Below are 15985 nucleotides of genomic sequence, written 5' to 3' on the forward strand. Positions count from 1 at the left end.
TACCTTCGTTCGGTTCAGTCGGATGAAACCTTGGTATCCGGTTCTGCGTCGGCCAATTTTACCTTGCTGCCATTAGAGAGCGCGCTTTGGCCTTCCGTAACCACTCTCTCGCCGGGCTGAAGACCCGCACTCAAACCCGCCATGCCGTTGGCACGCAAAGCGACCGTCACCGGTCGTATTTCAACGGAGTTGTCGGGTTTGACCACATAGCTTATAGAGCCGTTTTCCTGCGGCTGGACAGCAACATCAGGAACCAGCACCAGATCATCGATCTGCCCCGCTTCGACGGAGACACGCAAGGACTGCCCCGGCCAGAAGTCGCCGGAATGATTGTCGAGTGTGGCTCGCAAACGCACAGTGCCGCTGCCCGGATCAATCGCGTTGTCGATGAAATTGACGGGGCCGCTTTCGGTGACGTCCCTTCCATCCGCGGAGATTGCAGTCACATTAGCCTTCAACATTCCGGCAGTCATTGTCGAACGAATACGGGCGAGATCGGTTTCGGGAAGCGTAAATTCTGCATAAACTGGCGTCATCTGCGTAATCGTTGCAACGGGTGCTCCGGCTGCGAGATAGGCACCCACGGAAACCTGAACGACACCCAATTGTCCGTCGAAAGGTGCAACAATGCGCATATGTGAAAGCGTCACTTGGTCGGCAGCTAGTTGAGCCTGATCGACTTGCAGCTGCGCTTGCGCAACCTTCAGCGCGGCCAGTGCATCGTCACCGCTCTGAGATGTGCTGACCCCTTTTTGTACCAGATCCTGCGTGCGCTTCAGCTGAATTTCGGCATCGTTCAGCGTGGCTTGAGACTTGGCAACGGAAGCGGCATCCTTCCCGAGGTTTGCACGGATCGCCTGATCATCAAGCTGAGCAATAAGATCGCCTGCTTTGACAATGGCGCCATCTTTAACATTCAATGCTGCAACATTACCCGTCTCCGGACTATTCACTGCTGTTGATGCCACAGCCACTATAGTGCCGATTGTATTGCGCAGTACTGGCAGCGATCCCGACTTTGCAACGATAGCCTTGACCGCATGTTCGCTATTCGCCGAACTGGCGCGCCTGCCATCGCTGTGTCCGGCAACAGGAGGGGCTCCGGAATCCTTCCCTTTGAGGTCAAGCCACCCAACATACGCAGCGCTGGCAACTAGCAATATCGAAAGACCGTAGAAAACCCAGCGTTTCACTGCAGTTCCTATTCACGAACGAAGACGCCAACAATCACTCCGGCTACGCTACCACAAATCATTTCACAGGCAATTAAACTCATTGAGAGCCAATCGGGCTGCGTTTGCCTTCTGCCGAGTTGTGTAAACAGATCGGTCGTCACTCCACGGCTCATCAGCAACTTCTCAGAGAAATCCGCGCGACAAGCAATAACGCATCCAGATCGCCACTTTCAAAGATGAATGATCGCGTATCTCGACGACATCGGGATCGACGGCTGGGTAACGTTTCCTGATTGTGGCTTGCGACCACGTTTTACCGGATCAATTCAAGATCAATTCAACCAGATATCGTGCTGCTTGTTGATCTCAGTTGCAGTAAACGACGTGCGGGGTGGGACTACGAGTCCCCCCGTAAATGAAATACTCCAATAGAAAGCTTGATCACATCAGCCACAGACCATGGGATGCCGGGCCAGGTTCGCAACCTGTTTCAGGGCCGCTTCGATACCCAGAACCCTGCTTTGAGGTACGTCCATGCCTTCCGCATAAACGAATTCCACATTCGTAATTCCCATAAGACCGAGAACTGATCGCAGATAAGGAGTGACTGCATCGCTGTCATGGCCGACATGCACACCACCGCGCGAACTGAATACGATAGCGTCGACACCTTCCACAAGTCCGATGGGATAGGTTTCTGTCTATTGGAAAATAACGCTTGCGCGCGCCACAAGATCGAACCAGTTCTTCAATTGTGTAGGAACGTTGAGATTGCACATCGGTGCACCGATGAGTTCATCGATCAGTGTGTCCGAGAGGGTGACAGCGTTGCTGCCTGATTTCTTCGTAGGAGAGGACATCGCCAAGGGGAAAATTGTGGAATTGTTGCCCCCGTAAACAGTATCACTTTCCCTATATCGATCATATGGAGGCACAGCACTCCATTGCCGCTAAAGATCAGGCTTGCCATCAACCATCTGATAACAGGATTGGAAGGGGTCAGGTTTTGAACGCCTCCTCAATCTGTGGAAAGCGCTCCTGCCCCCGTTCCTCAAATCATGTATTTGTCCCAGAAACCTTCCTGCGGTGCAATCTGTTCAACGATGTCGACCCAGAGCCCTGAGGGGTCCGCAAAACCGAAACGACGCTGACCGAACGGCTCATCGGTAAGAGGATAGGTTACCGGTAATCCTTTTGCGATCAGTTCGTCATAAGCTGCTTTGGCATCCGCCACTTCCATTTCAAAACAGAGGCCGGTTCCGCTGAAGCTTTCAGGGCCGGGAGGCGCGGAGGGATGGTCGGGCGTCATGAAGGCAATAGAAGCGCTATTACCTTCGGCCACCAGCAGACAGAACCACGAACTGTCGAAGACCACTTCGCAACCGAGATGCTTGACCCAGAAGTCGCGCGCCTCGTCTTTCTTCCCTGTGACGACAATCGGGTAACGATCGGAAAAATGCATTGGGCGCTCCTTGCCAATCAAAAACAAACAGACTATCTGTTTTTGTGAGTTATAAAAACAGACAGACTATCTGTCAATTGCCTCATGAGAGAGTCGCCATGTCCGAGCCACCAATCTCCAAAAATGAACTTCGTGCTACCCGGACCAAGGGACGCTTGGTTGAGGCTGCGCGCAAACTGTTCGCCCGCGACGGGTATGCACAAACAGGGACCGAAGCCATTCTTGCTGCAGCAGGCGTGAAACGCGGTGCGCTCTATCACCATTTTCGCGACAAGGCAGATCTTTTTGAAGCTGTCTGTCGCGATCTCGCTGCAGAAGCAGCCGAAGCTGTCGAGGCCGCCACCGACGCGCTGACCGACCCCGTCGACATGTTAGAGAAAGGCGCCGTCGCCTGGATCGACTATATGGGGCGACCGGAAAGCCGCCGCATTCTCGTTATCGATGCGCCCGGCGTGCTCGGTCGCGAACGGTGGGAAGCACTGGACCGTGAACTGTCTTTCGATCTTCTGTGTGCGGGTGTGGCTGAAGCAATCAGCGCCAACGCGATCCGGTTTGAAGCAGGCCCCGATGTGCTCGCTGTTTTGTTCAACGGCGCGATGAATGAGATTGCGTTGCGTGCAGGCGACGATGCCACCGCGCTCAAGGCTGGTTTTCTCGAATTGATACGCGCCTTGACAGTTCGACCGTAACGGCAAAATGACAAGCCCAAATCGATGCGATCCCGTTGTTCGCCGCCTCAGGCACTTAGAAACCTCTTTTGGATGCAGGCAGACTTGAATTCTGGCCGGCTCAATCTCCTCGTCAAGGAACAATAAGTGGAAAACTCCAGTTCCGAATGACTTGACTTAACGAGGGCACATCGCCTGAAGATACGTCGCGATCAATGTTAAGCAAGTTTTCGTAAAACTACAGTTGGCCCGTGCTAAGTCTTTTGCATGAGCCTGTCATAGTCACGCATCCCTTTTCGGTACAACCCACCTATACGGTCAGCTTGACTCTCCCGGTCACCTTTCGTTCCATAGTCGGCAAACATTATGCCAGGGATCAGCATGATGCAGTGCTCGTCGAACAAAAACTCACCGGCCACCAGTTTCCGCAATGTTAGCGACCGGATTTTGCGCCTATTGAGGCTTCCCGAACTCTTTCTGTGCACGCTTCTCGCTATTTTCTTTGCTGGCAAGTTTGTCCTAATGCGAAAGGCAGCGACCGACTCTTTCGCAGTAGCCTTGATACAGCACGACGCTGCTATTCTAGCCGCCCTGCTGTTTCTTTATGCATTCAATCTATATTTCAGAAAAAATTCAAAATTACGCTATCTGGCCACGACGGCCAGGGCGCTTTGTATCTTGATAATTTTAATCTATATCATTGATATTCTGGCTTATTTCTTTTTTGCAACACGCCTTTACATTAGTGACGCGGTTACATTCTCAGGCGAAATGGATTCCTTCAGGACGCTATTAAGAACAGGATTCAACATCGTCACGGCGAAGCAAGGATGGATCGTAGTCATTGCGGCAATTGGCGTCGGGGCTGTAGTTTACTTCAGCTTTGTCTTCGTGTCTGGCCGGTCAAACGCGCGGCTAAGTCCTCTACCTATCCTGTCAGTGGGAGGGATGCTCGCAGCGTTCTACCTTGTTCATCTACCTGCCTATGTCTACGCATTTGGCGACAAACCTCTATTCGAGAACTTTGCTGAGCGAAACGCCAGCTTTTTTAAGAAAACCACATTCAGCGATGATCTTCGACGGACACTCCTCTCAACATCCGCGCCAACCACCTGTCATCCGGGAAGCAACAAACCGCTGGACGTACTGGTTGTCGTGGTGGAAAGTCTGTCGGCCTATCACTCCAGATATTTTTCCGGGATAGAAGACTGGACGCCCCGACTGGATGCAATTGCGCAGAACGAAACCGCGCTGACAAACTTCCATGCCAACGGATGGACGACAATCGGCGGGCTGGTTTCGCTTCTCACAGGGACGTTCCCCTTCGTGCCTGAACAAGCAAAACTCAATGCTTGGGGATCGCCCCGCCTGGACGACTTCATTGACATTCCCGAACCTCTGCCCCTAAATCTGGCTAAACTGGATTATCAAACCACTTTCCTCGGTGCTGGCGATCTTGGATTTCTTGGCCAAGCAGAATGGCTGCAGGCTATAGGGTATCAGCGGATCATCGATAACCATGACCCGCGCCTTGACAAGCAAGCCATCAGAGGGCCATTCAATTCAGTTCCAGACAAGCAACTTTTCGATCTCGTATTGGACGAGATTGCCCACATGAAAGGGACTGGCCGTCACTTCATCACGGCACAGACATTTTGGAGTCATCGTCCGTTCATGGCGCCTGACGGAAGCGCACATCATAGTGAAGAATACGTCATGCGAACGACCGATCAGGCAATCGGCTATCTGTATGACGGGCTTCTCAGGATGGGATTTTTGGATCACGGTATTCTGTTCATTGCGGGTGATCACAGGGCCATGGAACCATATAGAAAGGCAGAGATTGATCGGTTTGGCGCAACTGCTGTCACAAGGATACCTGCCATCGTAGCAACCAAAGCTGTCAATCTACCGCATGTGATCGCCGGAAATTTTCAGCAGCGCGATTTGCAGGCATCACTGATGGCGCTAATCGACAAGGAATACTGCCTTGACGCATATCAGGGTACGTTTTTGGACCCACACCCTGCACCACCACAGTGCATTATGCACGCCCGGGGAGACGATCGCGACTTAATACTGGTCAAATGTAATGACAAAGAAGGTGTTGTCGCTGTTGCTGGCGATGCGACGGCGGTCGCCAGTGGTATGCTGCCCAACGAAGTTGCGCTCATAGAAACTATAAATCGAAATAGGTTGCGCCTTCCTGTGAATAATACAGGCCTGCTGGCGAACCACCAAGCAAACGCCGCCAGATGATATGCTCCAACCCCATTAGCAGTAACAGATAGGCAAGCGCATTCTGGACCCTGGCCTGTCACCCATCATATAATAGTTTTCAATATTTCATTCCCACAAAATATATTCTATTGCACATAAGAAATACTATTCATTTGATATTCTATCAATGACAAGCAATAACTACATGATTTTACGTTATTTTCGTATTTCATCGATAATTAAATATTATTTAAATGGCTTTCTAGGATGAAATCCTTTCTTCAAATACACCTGAAATGGAATATAAACCTCTCGTTCGACCAACAATTATTCAAAATCGCACGCTCCTGGATTGCGGGTCAGACACCATAGGACACACAAAGAGGCGAAGATTCAGCGAATTGACGACCTTCGAGCTACGAAGCTCGTAAAGGTCGTCATTCTGGCCGACCCAATGTTGATGAGAGTTTGCAGCCCTTCAAGTATGCAGGCGATCGCTCGGCTTACACAAGAAACATAGTTCTGTGTGCAGCGGCGCTGTTATTCCTGCAAAAAGCACAGCCCCCGAGTATGGCATCACAATATCGCTGCCATCAGCACGTTTTCCTATGATCTTCCCTTTTTCAACTTTCTCGCCTGCTGCAAATTGTTTGAGCAAACGATCATCTTTATGATCGGCCAGAATAGCATCGCTGATTTCAAGCACCCATGATGGCTGAGCTACGGCTGGCTGTGCGGAGATCAGACCCAGCGCCGCCATTCCGTTAACGACACAATCATAACCGACCTGCGGCCCATTGGGATCGAGATGTTGACCGCATTCGACGGTTACACCGTACCCACCCGCAAATCGCATATATTCAGTAGTGCCTATGGCATGCAGGGACGACAGCCCTTCCGTTACGCCAGCTTCACGTTTTTGCTTAAGTGCCTTTTCGTGCGCTGGTAACCAGCCATGAATAATGATCGGAAGGCCAAGCGCCTTAGCCAGCTTTTCTTCCGCTTCCTGATGCGCGAAAGGTTCAAGTGTTCCGTCGTTGTTGCGCGGTCCCATCAGAGCTAACGGCGGCCCGTCCGAGCTGAAAGAATGTAGATCGATCAGCACATCATGGGCGCGTAGCAATGGGCAGATGATATTGGCCACGCGATCCTCGTTGTCCTGAGGGATAGCACTTTCGGAAAGATTACGGTTGAAATTGCGGTCGCCGACGCGGGTATTGTTACGAAAGGCAAGCCCGTTCACGACGGGCACAAAGGTTACCGCGCCACATTCCAGGCTCCTTTGTCCGCTGCGGAATTCACTGATCAGACGCGTGATCGCATAAGGGCCGCATGGCTCGTTACCATGCACTGAACCGGTCACAATAAGGCGCGGACCTGGCTTCAAGCCATGGAACGTAACCGCCTCTATGGCTGTGGACGGGGTTGCCACCAGCGGTGCGAGGGTCGTTTGTGGCCCATCGACCGACGCAATATCGATAACCATGCCGGGTCGCACTCGGCGTGCCAGTTCCATCAGATGTTCGTGGGCTACGACGACGCAGCCCGATGTACCGCTAAAGTCGGGGCGGGCGGAATGCATGAAAATGGCAGACCCGCCGCGTGCGTCAGGCAAGGCATCGTTCCAGCCGACAGGGATGATCAGATCGAAAAGCCACTCCCCCCGACGGGAAGCCTGTGTCTCATCGGTTTCAAAAACCAGCTGGTTATAAAATGGACTGTCTACATCTTCCACCCAGCGATAGTTTTCGGGCTTGGGTAAAAATGGGAAATCGAAACTGCGTGGCTCATCGCCAAAAACCGCAGGATCGTAAAAGCCATAACGCAAAGGATAGCGACCATGGGGGGTTTTCCCATCACCTTCACGTTTCAACTGCGGTTCCACCAACCCATTGCGGCCTATCGCGCATTTGACGGTCCACTCGTCAATAGTGAGCAAGCCGATATGGGGATTCTGTTGGTCTTGCCCAGTACGCACAACAATGGTGGGCTGTTCAAGCGTTCCGACCAAAAATGGATTCTGACTCATAATCTTAGCCTTGTTCTAACAAGTGACAGCGTGCTCGATGGAAAGAGCTGTCCGACGAATTGGTGAAAGCGGGAATATCGCCAGAGCGGCACGAAACAAATGCCGATGGGCAATGAGGATTGAAGGCACAACCTTGCGGAGGGTTGAGGGGCGATGGAGCCTCGCCTCGCATGCGGCGTTTACCAGCAGTTGGAGCCAAGGGGTCGGGGATCGAAGCGATCAATGCCTGCGTGTAGGGATGCAGCGGTTTGGTGAAGATATCGCTCCAGATGCCTTCCTCAACGATACGGCCAAGATACATCACTGCGATGCGATCGCTCATGTGTTCAACGACACCCAGATCATGCGAAATCATCAAGAGCGCAATGCCTAGCTCATCTTTCAGTTCCAACAAAAGATTGATTATCTGGGCACGGATGGAAACGTCGAGTGCCGATACAGGTTCATCACAAACAAGAAGTTTCGGCTGTACGATCAAGGCACGCGCGATACAGATGCGTTGTCTCTGACCGCCGGAAAATTCATGCGGCCTACGGTTCGCCGCATCAGGTTTCATGCCGACCTTGCCCAGCATATCGACCACGCGCGCGTCGATCTCAGCCTTGTCCTTCATGCCATGGAGACGTAAAGGGGCGGCAAGCGCTTCGCGTACAGTACGGCGTGGATTCAATGAAGCAAACGGGTCCTGAAATACCATCTGCACGCTGCGGGCTTGGGTAAGAGGGTCGTTCCGCACATTCGCTGCCATATCGTGGCCCAGAACATGTACGGAACCGGAGGTGATCGGAACAAGCCCCATGATTGCGCTCGCAAGAGTAGATTTCCCGCAACCGCTTTCCCCCACCAACCCCAGGCATTCACCAGCGTTGATGGACAATGAGATTCCATTGACCGCCTTCAAGGTCTTTTTCCTGAAGTTTTCGCGAACCGTGTAATGGACGCGAAGATTCTGAATGGCCAGCACTTCCTCTGGATTTTCATTGAGGTTACCGGCTGCAGGTACCAGATCGGAGTTCAGTTCAATCATGATGGAAACACCTAATCGAGCCCGGTGCGTCGAGGGGAGTGAGCGGCGGCATAGCCCCACGGCATTCATCGCTGACCCGCGGACAACGCGAAGCAAAGCCACACCCCATGTCACGTTCCATCAAACCTGGAACGACACCTTTAATTTCTGTCAGTCGCGACCGCCCCTCCTCCAAACGCCGCCCCAGACGAGGAAGAGATGCGACGAGGCCGCTCGTATAGGGGTGGCGCGGGTCGGTGAAGATTTCGCTTGCAGGGCGCTGTTCGACAATGTGGCCAGCATACATAACAGCAACACGATCGCACATACGCGCCACCAGCCCCAGATCATGGGAGATCATGAGCACCGCGGTGCCCCGCGCTGTGCACAGGTCGAGGATCAATTCGACAATCTCTGCTTGAATCGTAACGTCCAGCGCAGTGGTCGGTTCATCGGCGATAAGCAGCGCAGGGTCGCATGCCAGCGCAATGGCGATCATGACCCGCTGGCGCATGCCACCGGATAACTGATGCGGATAATCCTTGATGCGTCGCTCCGGGCTTGGAACCTGGACCTGCTCCAGAGCCTCAATGGCCTTCAATCGAGCTTGACGGGCGTTCATCCCCTTATGCAGCACGAACATCTCGCCGATCTGGTCGCCTATCGTCATCAAGGGATTGAGCGAGGTCATTGGTTCCTGAAAGATCATGGCGACGCGGTCACCCCGCAAACGCCTCAGATCCTTGTTGGGCAGACGACCAATATCCTGGCCTTCCAGAAGAACTCTTCCCTGGGTCACATTCATCGGCTCGCGCAGCAATCCCGCGATCGTCAGCGCGCACAGACTTTTGCCACAGCCGGATTCCCCGACCAGCCCAAATACTTCGCCAGACCGGATGGAAAAATCCAGATTGCTGACCGCCGGGAACGTGCGTCCTTTGGCCCGAAGCGCAATCGAGAGATCATCGACCTGTAAAATTGAATTGTCGGTCATCAGCGCTTTGACCTCCCATGAGGATCCAGCAGGTCGCGCAGTCCATCCCCCAGCATGTTAAAGCCGAGAACGGTAATAAACAGCGCCATTCCTGGGAAAATGGCTACCCATGGCGCCACCATCAACTGCTCACGAGCACGCGCCAACATGCCCCCCCAGCTCGGTGCTGGCGGAACGACGCCCAGTCCTAGAAATGACAGCGATGCTTCCGCCATAATTGCCGATCCAATGCCCATCGTGGCGACCACGATCAAAGGTCCACCGATATTGGGCAGAATTTCCCGCATCATGATGTAAAGCTTGTTGAAACCCAGCGTGCGGGCTGCCTGCACATAATTCTGCGATTTCTGGGTTAGAACCTGCGCACGTGAAATTCGACAGCTATAGGCCCAGTCCGTCAAACCGAGCGCAATCAACAAGCTCAAAAGCCCAGGTCCAAGCACGGCCATCAGCGCCAGTGCAAAGACAATGGTGGGAATTGACAGCATCAAATTGGTAAGGCCTTGGACGAATTCGTCCCACCAGCCGCCAATATAGCCCGCTGAGAGACCGAGCAACACGCCGATACACGTATTCATCATTTGAATGGCAAGCCCTATCATCAGCGAAATACGCGCGCCATAGACGATGCGCGAAAAAATATCCCGGCCCTGCTCATCGGTACCAAACCAGAACTGCGCGCTTGGTGCTTCTTCGGCATAAAGGAGATTGGAATTGGAGACCGGATCATAGTGGGCAATCCATGGCGCGAAGAGTGCTACCAGAACAATGGTCACGAATATCGTGAGCCCTATGAGAAGATTGGAGCGTATCATGAATACCGCCTGTCCCGATCGAAATGTCTGAATAACTGCAGAGGACGCTTTTCCATAAGCGATCACCGATATCGAATGCGCGGATCGATCGCGAGATATGCGATATCGACAAGCGTATTGATGACGAGAAAGAAGAGCACGATCACAAGAATGCAGCCCTGTACCGTTGGAATGTCACGCATGGAGACCGACTGCGTAAGCAGCGAACCGATACCCGGCCAGGCAAAGAGATTTTCGATGACCACCGATCCGCCTAGCATTGAACCGAACTGCAAGCCGATCGTTGTCAGTATCAAAACGAATGCATTCCGCGCCATGTGCTTGGTCACAATGCGGAATTCCGAATTACCTTTTGATCTGGCAGTGCGAACAAAATCGGCATTCATGGTTTCGAGAACGGCTGCGCGGGTCGTGCGGGCCAAAAGCGCCATCGGGGCAATGCCAAGAGCCAGAGCTGGCAGTATCAGGTTCTTTAGATTGCCGTTACCATAACCGAAGGTAGGCAACAGTCCCAGTTTCAGCGAAACGAAATACATAGCCAGCAAGCCGAACCAGAAACCAGGCAAAGACAGACCCGATACAGCTGTTATCATAGCCGTTGTATCAAGCCAGGTACCTTGTCGCACCGCAGCCAGAAAGCCGAGCGGCAAGCCAATGATGATGGCAAAGAAAATAGCGGCAACGGCAAGCTTGAACGAGGCGACAATTCGGCCAGACAACATGGCCGTAACCGGGCGCTGCGTGGAGAATGACTTCCCGAGATCGCCAGTTGCAAGTCCGGTGATATATTTGCCGAACCGGTCTAACAGGGGGTCTTTCAACCCCAGTTCTTTTTCGATACGTTCCACAACCGCTGGGTCAATGTCACGTTTATCACCTGCAAGCGATGACACAAACGTGCCGGGCATCACGCTGAATAGAAAGAAAATCAACGTTATTGCAGCAAAGACCGTGACCAGAGATTGCAGCATTCGTCTGCCAATCACCATCAACATAAGAATATCCATAATTGTGTCTGGAGCGCACTCCGACCGCACGGACCGAAAGCGCTGAAAGCGTTCACTTCTGAACGCTGTATTTGAACGACATTCGAGAGGCGCTTTCGCTTATCCCGGCAGTCTGGCACCGCACATCCTTTCGGGTGCACGGTGCTGGGCTATTCTGGCTCACTGCCTGCCGGGAGCATTATCGTCGAGCCAAAGCGAATCTACCTCGATAATTGCTGCTTCGGTCACGTTTGCGTCAACACCATGAATCCATGGTTGGGTTGCCACTACAGCCTTGTTGTAGTTGTTGAACCAAACAGGCGCTTTTTCGAAAATATAGCCGTCAGCCTTTTTCAACAGTTCCACACGTTTGGCTGGATCCGCTTCGGCTGCAGCCTCATCGAGGATCGCATCGTAAGCCGGATCTTTGAACGCACTGCGATTGCAGCCAGAACGGCTTACGCGGCTATCGAAGCAGCGCAATGCATTGAGCGAATCCGGGCCTGTCCCCGCCGAGCGGAACCAGGCCATTGCTTTACCCTGATCCATTTCGTCAACAAGCGTATTGGAATCCACGACTTTTGCCGTGGCAGTAATGCCTACCTCCTTGAGAAACGGCATCATTGCTTCCAAAACTCCAAGGCTCGAAGTTCCTTCCGTCACCGAGATCGTGACCTCGAAGCCGTTCGGATAGCCTGCTTGTGCCAGCAGTTGCTTCGCCTTGGCCGGATCGTAGGGATAAGGTGCGCGTTCCTTGTCGAAAGCTGCGGCAGTGGCCGGTAACCAGCCTGTTGCTTTGTACGCCTTGTCCTTGAGAAGCTTGCGGATGATGATATCGCGATCAACAGCATAATTGATCGCCTGACGCACACGCACATCATCGAAAGGCTTCTTATCGGTATTCATGCCCATATGCCGCGTGAAGACTTCTGAAAGTTCGATCAAACCTTTGGAAAGTTCAGGATCGGCCTTGTAGAGAACATAGGCATTTTCCGACAAAACGGTGGCGTCCAGCTCACCTGCACGGAAAGCCATATCAAGCGCGCTATTATCACCGGAAATGGTGAATTCAACCGCATTGGCATAAGGTTTGCCCGATTTGAAGTATTTATCAAATTTCTTGCCGGAAATCTTGGAACCCTCGACATGGCTTTCAAATTTGAATGGCCCTAACCCCACAGGATGAGAAAGGAAATTTCCGCTTTCCACTTCTTCCCTCGGCAAAATCGCCGTTATGGCTTCGAAGAACTGCGTTCCGGGATCGACGAGATCCTTGAATGTCAGAGAGAAAGTGCGGTCGTCGATTTTTTTGATGCCGCTGATTTCCTTGGCTTCACCCTTCGCATATTCCTGCGCGCCAGCCAGTGTTCCGACTTGTACCGCCCCCGGATAGCCTTTCGTGGGGTCCATGATACGCGTGTAAGACCACACCACATCGTCCGTCGTCAGTTTGCGGCCATTGTGGAAATAGATATTGTCGAAAAGTTCATAAGTGAACGTCTTGCCATCTTCGCTGATCTTTACCAACCTGGCAAGATCGAGTGCCGGCGCGTTCTTTTCCGATTCCCACGTATAGAGGGACCGATGAAACGCCTTGGAGACGACCATATCCTGCGATGTATAGGTCGCATGCGGATCCAGGCTCTTGAGAGCTGCGCCATAGGGCGCCGCCAAATGCAATGTGCCACCGGACTGGGGGGCATCGGCCCAAGCTGAGAACGCTGGTACAGCCACCGTCAATGCCGCGCCCAACAGCGCCGCCTTGATAATCGAGCGATAATTCATCTTTTCCCCTTATGTTTGATTGGTTTTATCTTTGCTTAGCTTTGAAACGCATATTCGTGAAAGCGCTTCGCGAATGTGGGAAGGAAGGTTTTGTCGTCTGCCGCCCACTTGCTGTCACACATGACGAACAAGACAAAACTTTTGCCATCCGGCGCCTCCCCATAAACCAGATCATGTCTGGTCCAGGACGTATGCCCACCTTTCGACCAGGTCATCACTTCAGGCGGCAAGCCCTCAACCAGAAAGCCGCGAACCTGATCCCCTTCCGGCTCAGCATCGTTCGGATGCCGCTGAAATTCGCGATTCATCAGCCCCATCATCCACTTTGATCGCGGACGGGCATCGCGCGCGATGTCGTGCAATAGTGCAGCACCCGACAAAGGTGTAAGCAGATTGCCGTTCTGGCCATTGCGGATTTGTTTGGCTCGCCCATAGGGACTGTCTTCGTAGGTACCGTGCAAGACATTGATGCCTGCAAATTCCATACGGTTTTGTGAATCGTACCATTGCTGGACGCGGTGGCGCGCGGCGCACCAGTCTTCAAGCGCTTTGCCTTGCAGGCATGCACCGTCATCCGCTCCTGTTAGACGGCCAACGAGGTAAACAGTGGCCTCATTGGAAGAAATCGCCATCATCTGTGCAGCAGCGCGATCGTCTTCCTCATCTTCCGCAATCACGCCGTCCTCACGGAATGCAGCCAGAGCGTCCAGAAAGAACAGCTTGATAACGCTTGCCGGATAAATCGGCTTGTCAGCCTGATGCCCATACCATGGCGATTGGAGGAAGGGGCCAGGGTCGCACGAACGCAGTGTTGCGTTGTAGATGCAGGCTGCAACCCCAACCTGGCTTTCATCGAGCGCTCCACCGGTCGATGCCAGCGCGTCTGCCAAAGCGCGCTCCGCCGGATGGGACGTTGAGATGAGAGTTGTAGTATTCATTTCTATCCCCTTGTTCTGTTCTGATTTAGCCAAGGAAATTTTTTATTTGATATAGAAAACTTATTAGAAGTTCATGCATATTGGATATGAAGTGGCGGCCAGACGGCGCAATTAAAGCGAGAAACCCATGCAATCGCGGAAAAACCATATCAATGTTCGTCAAGTAGAAATTTTCCGCGCCACGATGAAATTTGGCACTGTCACGGCCGCTGCCGCTGCTCTTGGGTCATCCCAACCCACCATCACTCGCGAGCTGTCCAGACTGGAAGAGCATATTGGATTTCGTCTATTCGAACGACGTTTGCAGCGCTTGGTACCGACGGCAAGAGCGCTCAAACTGTTTGAGGAAGTGCAGGCTTCATTCATTGGCCTGGATCGAATCAACGGCTTTATTGATCGCCTGCGGGAGGCCTCGGAGGAAATCCTGACGGTTTCCTCTCTGCCAGCCTTTGCACTGACTATATTGCCGGAGGCGGTTAAGCGGTTGAATGCAGATCATCCTGATTTAACTCTGCAAATCAGCACCGTCGACCCACGCAATCAATCAAGCATTTCAGGCTTCAACTTCGATATCGGATTGATCGAGGACGTCTACACGGAGCGCGATGCCGATGCTCGCATTCTGTGGACTTTCAAGCTCGTCGCCGTTTTGCCTCCGCAGCATCCGCTCGCAACCCGGGACTTCCTCGAACCAGCCGATTTTGAAGGTATTAATTTTATAAGCCTCGGCCCGCGGGATCCTTATCGGCTCAGCGTGGAACGCATATTCGATATGGCGGGTACGCAGCGTCGCCTGTTCCTGTCGTCGCAATCTGCTGGCGGTGTATGCGAATTGGTTCTGAAAGGCTTGGGTGCCTCCATCGTCAATCCCCTCACAGCGCTCAGCTACGAGCAGCAAGGCCTGGTCTTGAAACCCTTTTTACCCGCCCAGGATTTTGTGCTGTCTGTCCTCAGCCCCTTCAACCGGCCGATCGTTGCCAGTTCTGAATCTCTCGTAAAACATCTATCGCAAATCTGTGCAGAAACACATAACACACTGGTTCAGAAGGGCTTAATCTTGTCCGAAAACAAGAGAGTTTAGATAGATCAGATTTTCCATACGCTATTGACTTAAATGCACACTCCAGCGACCTAAACGGTCGCGGGAGAAACCACCCAAATAACCTCGCACGTGGTTTCGCCTACTGTCCAGAACCGAACCATGGACCGAGCAGGAAACGCAAAACTATCGCCAGTATTGATAACGAACTGCCTTTCATCAAGTTCCAACCCGAGTGTCCCCCGCAGCACCAGACCGCATTTCCCCCCATCAGCATTGGAATAGGGCTCGCCCGAATCCGCACCCGGTTCCATCAGAAAGCGAAGCATCTGAATTTGCGGCTGGGTGTCAGGTGTCAGCAATTCTTTGATCAGTGCGCCATCATTATAGGTCAAAGAGCGCCGGCTATTGCTCTGTACAATAAACTCGTTAGCCTGATTTTCGAGGTTGTTGTCCCGATGGAAAAGCCAGTTGACTGGCATATCCATCGCAGAACAAATGGCCCTGAGGGTTTTGATAGAGGGAGCAGCCAATCCGCGTTCCACCTGGCTCAACATGCCCACGGATATCCCGGCAGGCTCAGCCACCTGCTTCAACGACATACCTCGCATCTGGCGACGAAGCCGCAAAGTTTCACCAACCTGAACAGCATCGCTTTGCGATTCCATGACACTCAGTTCTGTCGACATATGCCACCCTCTCAAAGACTGAATCTTTGCATTCATTAATACACCAATCAATTTAATTGTATTAAAAATATTTGACAAAAATTTTAATACAGTCATAATTTTAACATAACACGTGCGGATCGCAATCAAGAACATCTCTATTCAGGCCGATCGAACGTGGGGAACAGTATCTCGGGATT

At 52.5% G+C, this 15985-nt stretch carries 13 protein-coding genes and 1 pseudogene; 3 read left to right on the plus strand and 11 right to left on the minus strand.

Annotated features, from left to right (window positions below; all coding sequences use genetic code 11):
• Positions 1-14: 14 nt before the first annotated feature.
• The 3 genes and pseudogenes from F9K91_RS01690 to F9K91_RS01700 form a co-directional block, all read right to left on the minus strand.
• Positions 15-1007: an efflux RND transporter periplasmic adaptor subunit gene (locus F9K91_RS01690; protein WP_235912734.1), complete on the minus strand. Its 993-nt coding sequence runs from the start codon at positions 1005-1007 to the stop codon at positions 15-17.
• Between the two features lie 614 nt (positions 1008-1621).
• Positions 1622-2035 (minus strand): annotated as a pseudogene (locus tag F9K91_RS01695) (FMN-dependent NADH-azoreductase).
• Positions 2036-2226: 191 nt separating this feature from the next.
• On the minus strand, positions 2227-2637 hold the full coding sequence (locus tag F9K91_RS01700; RefSeq protein WP_151556309.1) for a VOC family protein: 411 nt from the start codon (positions 2635-2637) through the stop codon (positions 2227-2229).
• Between the two features lie 98 nt (positions 2638-2735).
• Here F9K91_RS01700 and F9K91_RS01705 point away from each other — a divergent pair, with 98 nt between their 5' ends.
• A complete protein-coding gene (locus tag F9K91_RS01705) occupies positions 2736-3326 on the plus strand; it encodes a TetR/AcrR family transcriptional regulator (protein WP_151556308.1) in 591 nt (196 codons plus the stop codon).
• 345 nt (positions 3327-3671) lie between these two features.
• Positions 3672-5564, plus strand: a complete 1893-nt coding sequence (locus F9K91_RS01710; RefSeq protein WP_151677032.1) for an LTA synthase family protein — start codon at positions 3672-3674, stop codon at positions 5562-5564.
• Positions 5565-6003: 439 nt separating this feature from the next.
• On the opposite strand, the gene F9K91_RS01715 is transcribed toward F9K91_RS01710, so the two are convergent.
• The 7 genes from F9K91_RS01715 to F9K91_RS01745 all read right to left on the minus strand — a co-directional run bounded on the left by F9K91_RS01715 (position 6004) and on the right by F9K91_RS01745 (position 14078).
• Positions 6004-7554, minus strand: a complete 1551-nt coding sequence (locus tag F9K91_RS01715) for a L,D-transpeptidase family protein (protein ID WP_151677033.1) — start codon at positions 7552-7554, stop codon at positions 6004-6006.
• A 4-nt stretch (positions 7555-7558) separates the two neighbouring features.
• Entirely contained in the window at positions 7559-8581 is a 1023-nt protein-coding gene (locus F9K91_RS01720; RefSeq protein ID WP_151677034.1) for an ABC transporter ATP-binding protein, read from the minus strand.
• Positions 8574-9554: an ABC transporter ATP-binding protein gene (locus F9K91_RS01725; RefSeq protein ID WP_151556304.1), complete on the minus strand. Its 981-nt coding sequence runs from the start codon at positions 9552-9554 to the stop codon at positions 8574-8576. Before F9K91_RS01725 ends, F9K91_RS01720 begins: the two co-directional genes overlap by 8 nt.
• Positions 9554-10369, minus strand: coding sequence for an ABC transporter permease (locus F9K91_RS01730; protein ID WP_061346818.1), 816 nt, complete (start codon positions 10367-10369; stop codon positions 9554-9556). Before F9K91_RS01730 ends, F9K91_RS01725 begins: the two co-directional genes overlap by 1 nt.
• 62 nt (positions 10370-10431) lie before the next feature.
• On the minus strand, positions 10432-11364 hold the full coding sequence (locus F9K91_RS01735; RefSeq protein WP_151677035.1) for an ABC transporter permease: 933 nt from the start codon (positions 11362-11364) through the stop codon (positions 10432-10434).
• Positions 11365-11535: 171 nt separating this feature from the next.
• Complete coding sequence (locus F9K91_RS01740; protein ID WP_151677036.1) at positions 11536-13140, minus strand: ABC transporter substrate-binding protein; 1605 nt, start codon at positions 13138-13140, stop codon at positions 11536-11538.
• A 35-nt stretch (positions 13141-13175) separates the two neighbouring features.
• Positions 13176-14078, minus strand: coding sequence for a serine hydrolase (locus tag F9K91_RS01745; protein ID WP_151677037.1), 903 nt, complete (start codon positions 14076-14078; stop codon positions 13176-13178).
• Positions 14079-14205: 127 nt separating this feature from the next.
• On the opposite strand from F9K91_RS01745, the gene F9K91_RS01750 reads away from it, so the two are divergent.
• Positions 14206-15159: a LysR substrate-binding domain-containing protein gene (locus F9K91_RS01750; protein ID WP_151556300.1), complete on the plus strand. Its 954-nt coding sequence runs from the start codon at positions 14206-14208 to the stop codon at positions 15157-15159.
• A 50-nt stretch (positions 15160-15209) separates the two neighbouring features.
• On the opposite strand, the gene F9K91_RS01755 is transcribed toward F9K91_RS01750, so the two are convergent.
• A complete protein-coding gene (locus F9K91_RS01755) occupies positions 15210-15935 on the minus strand; it encodes a helix-turn-helix domain-containing protein (protein WP_235912719.1) in 726 nt (241 codons plus the stop codon).
• Positions 15936-15985: the final 50 nt, after the last annotated feature.

Source organism: Brucella tritici, from assembly GCF_008932295.1.
Lineage (GTDB): Bacteria > Pseudomonadota > Alphaproteobacteria > Rhizobiales > Rhizobiaceae > Brucella > Brucella tritici.

Bases quoted from the DNA above. Each gene is read 5' to 3' on its own strand.
- F9K91_RS01705 (WP_151556308.1), top strand. From the start codon at position 2,736: ATGTCCGAGCCACCAATCTCCAAAAATGAACTTCGTGCTACCCGGACC.
- F9K91_RS01745 (WP_151677037.1), bottom strand. From the start codon at position 14,078: ATGAATACTACAACTCTCATCTCAACGTCCCATCCGGCGGAGCGCGCT.
- F9K91_RS01740 (WP_151677036.1), bottom strand. From the start codon at position 13,140: ATGAATTATCGCTCGATTATCAAGGCGGCGCTGTTGGGCGCGGCATTG.
- F9K91_RS01750 (WP_151556300.1), top strand. From the start codon at position 14,206: ATGCAATCGCGGAAAAACCATATCAATGTTCGTCAAGTAGAAATTTTC.
- F9K91_RS01700 (WP_151556309.1), bottom strand. From the start codon at position 2,637: ATGCATTTTTCCGATCGTTACCCGATTGTCGTCACAGGGAAGAAAGAC.
- F9K91_RS01710 (WP_151677032.1), top strand. From the start codon at position 3,672: ATGCCAGGGATCAGCATGATGCAGTGCTCGTCGAACAAAAACTCACCG.
- F9K91_RS01715 (WP_151677033.1), bottom strand. From the start codon at position 7,554: ATGAGTCAGAATCCATTTTTGGTCGGAACGCTTGAACAGCCCACCATT.
- F9K91_RS01725 (WP_151556304.1), bottom strand. From the start codon at position 9,554: ATGACCGACAATTCAATTTTACAGGTCGATGATCTCTCGATTGCGCTT.
- F9K91_RS01720 (WP_151677034.1), bottom strand. From the start codon at position 8,581: ATGATTGAACTGAACTCCGATCTGGTACCTGCAGCCGGTAACCTCAAT.
- F9K91_RS01730 (WP_061346818.1), bottom strand. From the start codon at position 10,369: ATGATACGCTCCAATCTTCTCATAGGGCTCACGATATTCGTGACCATT.
- F9K91_RS01735 (WP_151677035.1), bottom strand. From the start codon at position 11,364: ATGTTGATGGTGATTGGCAGACGAATGCTGCAATCTCTGGTCACGGTC.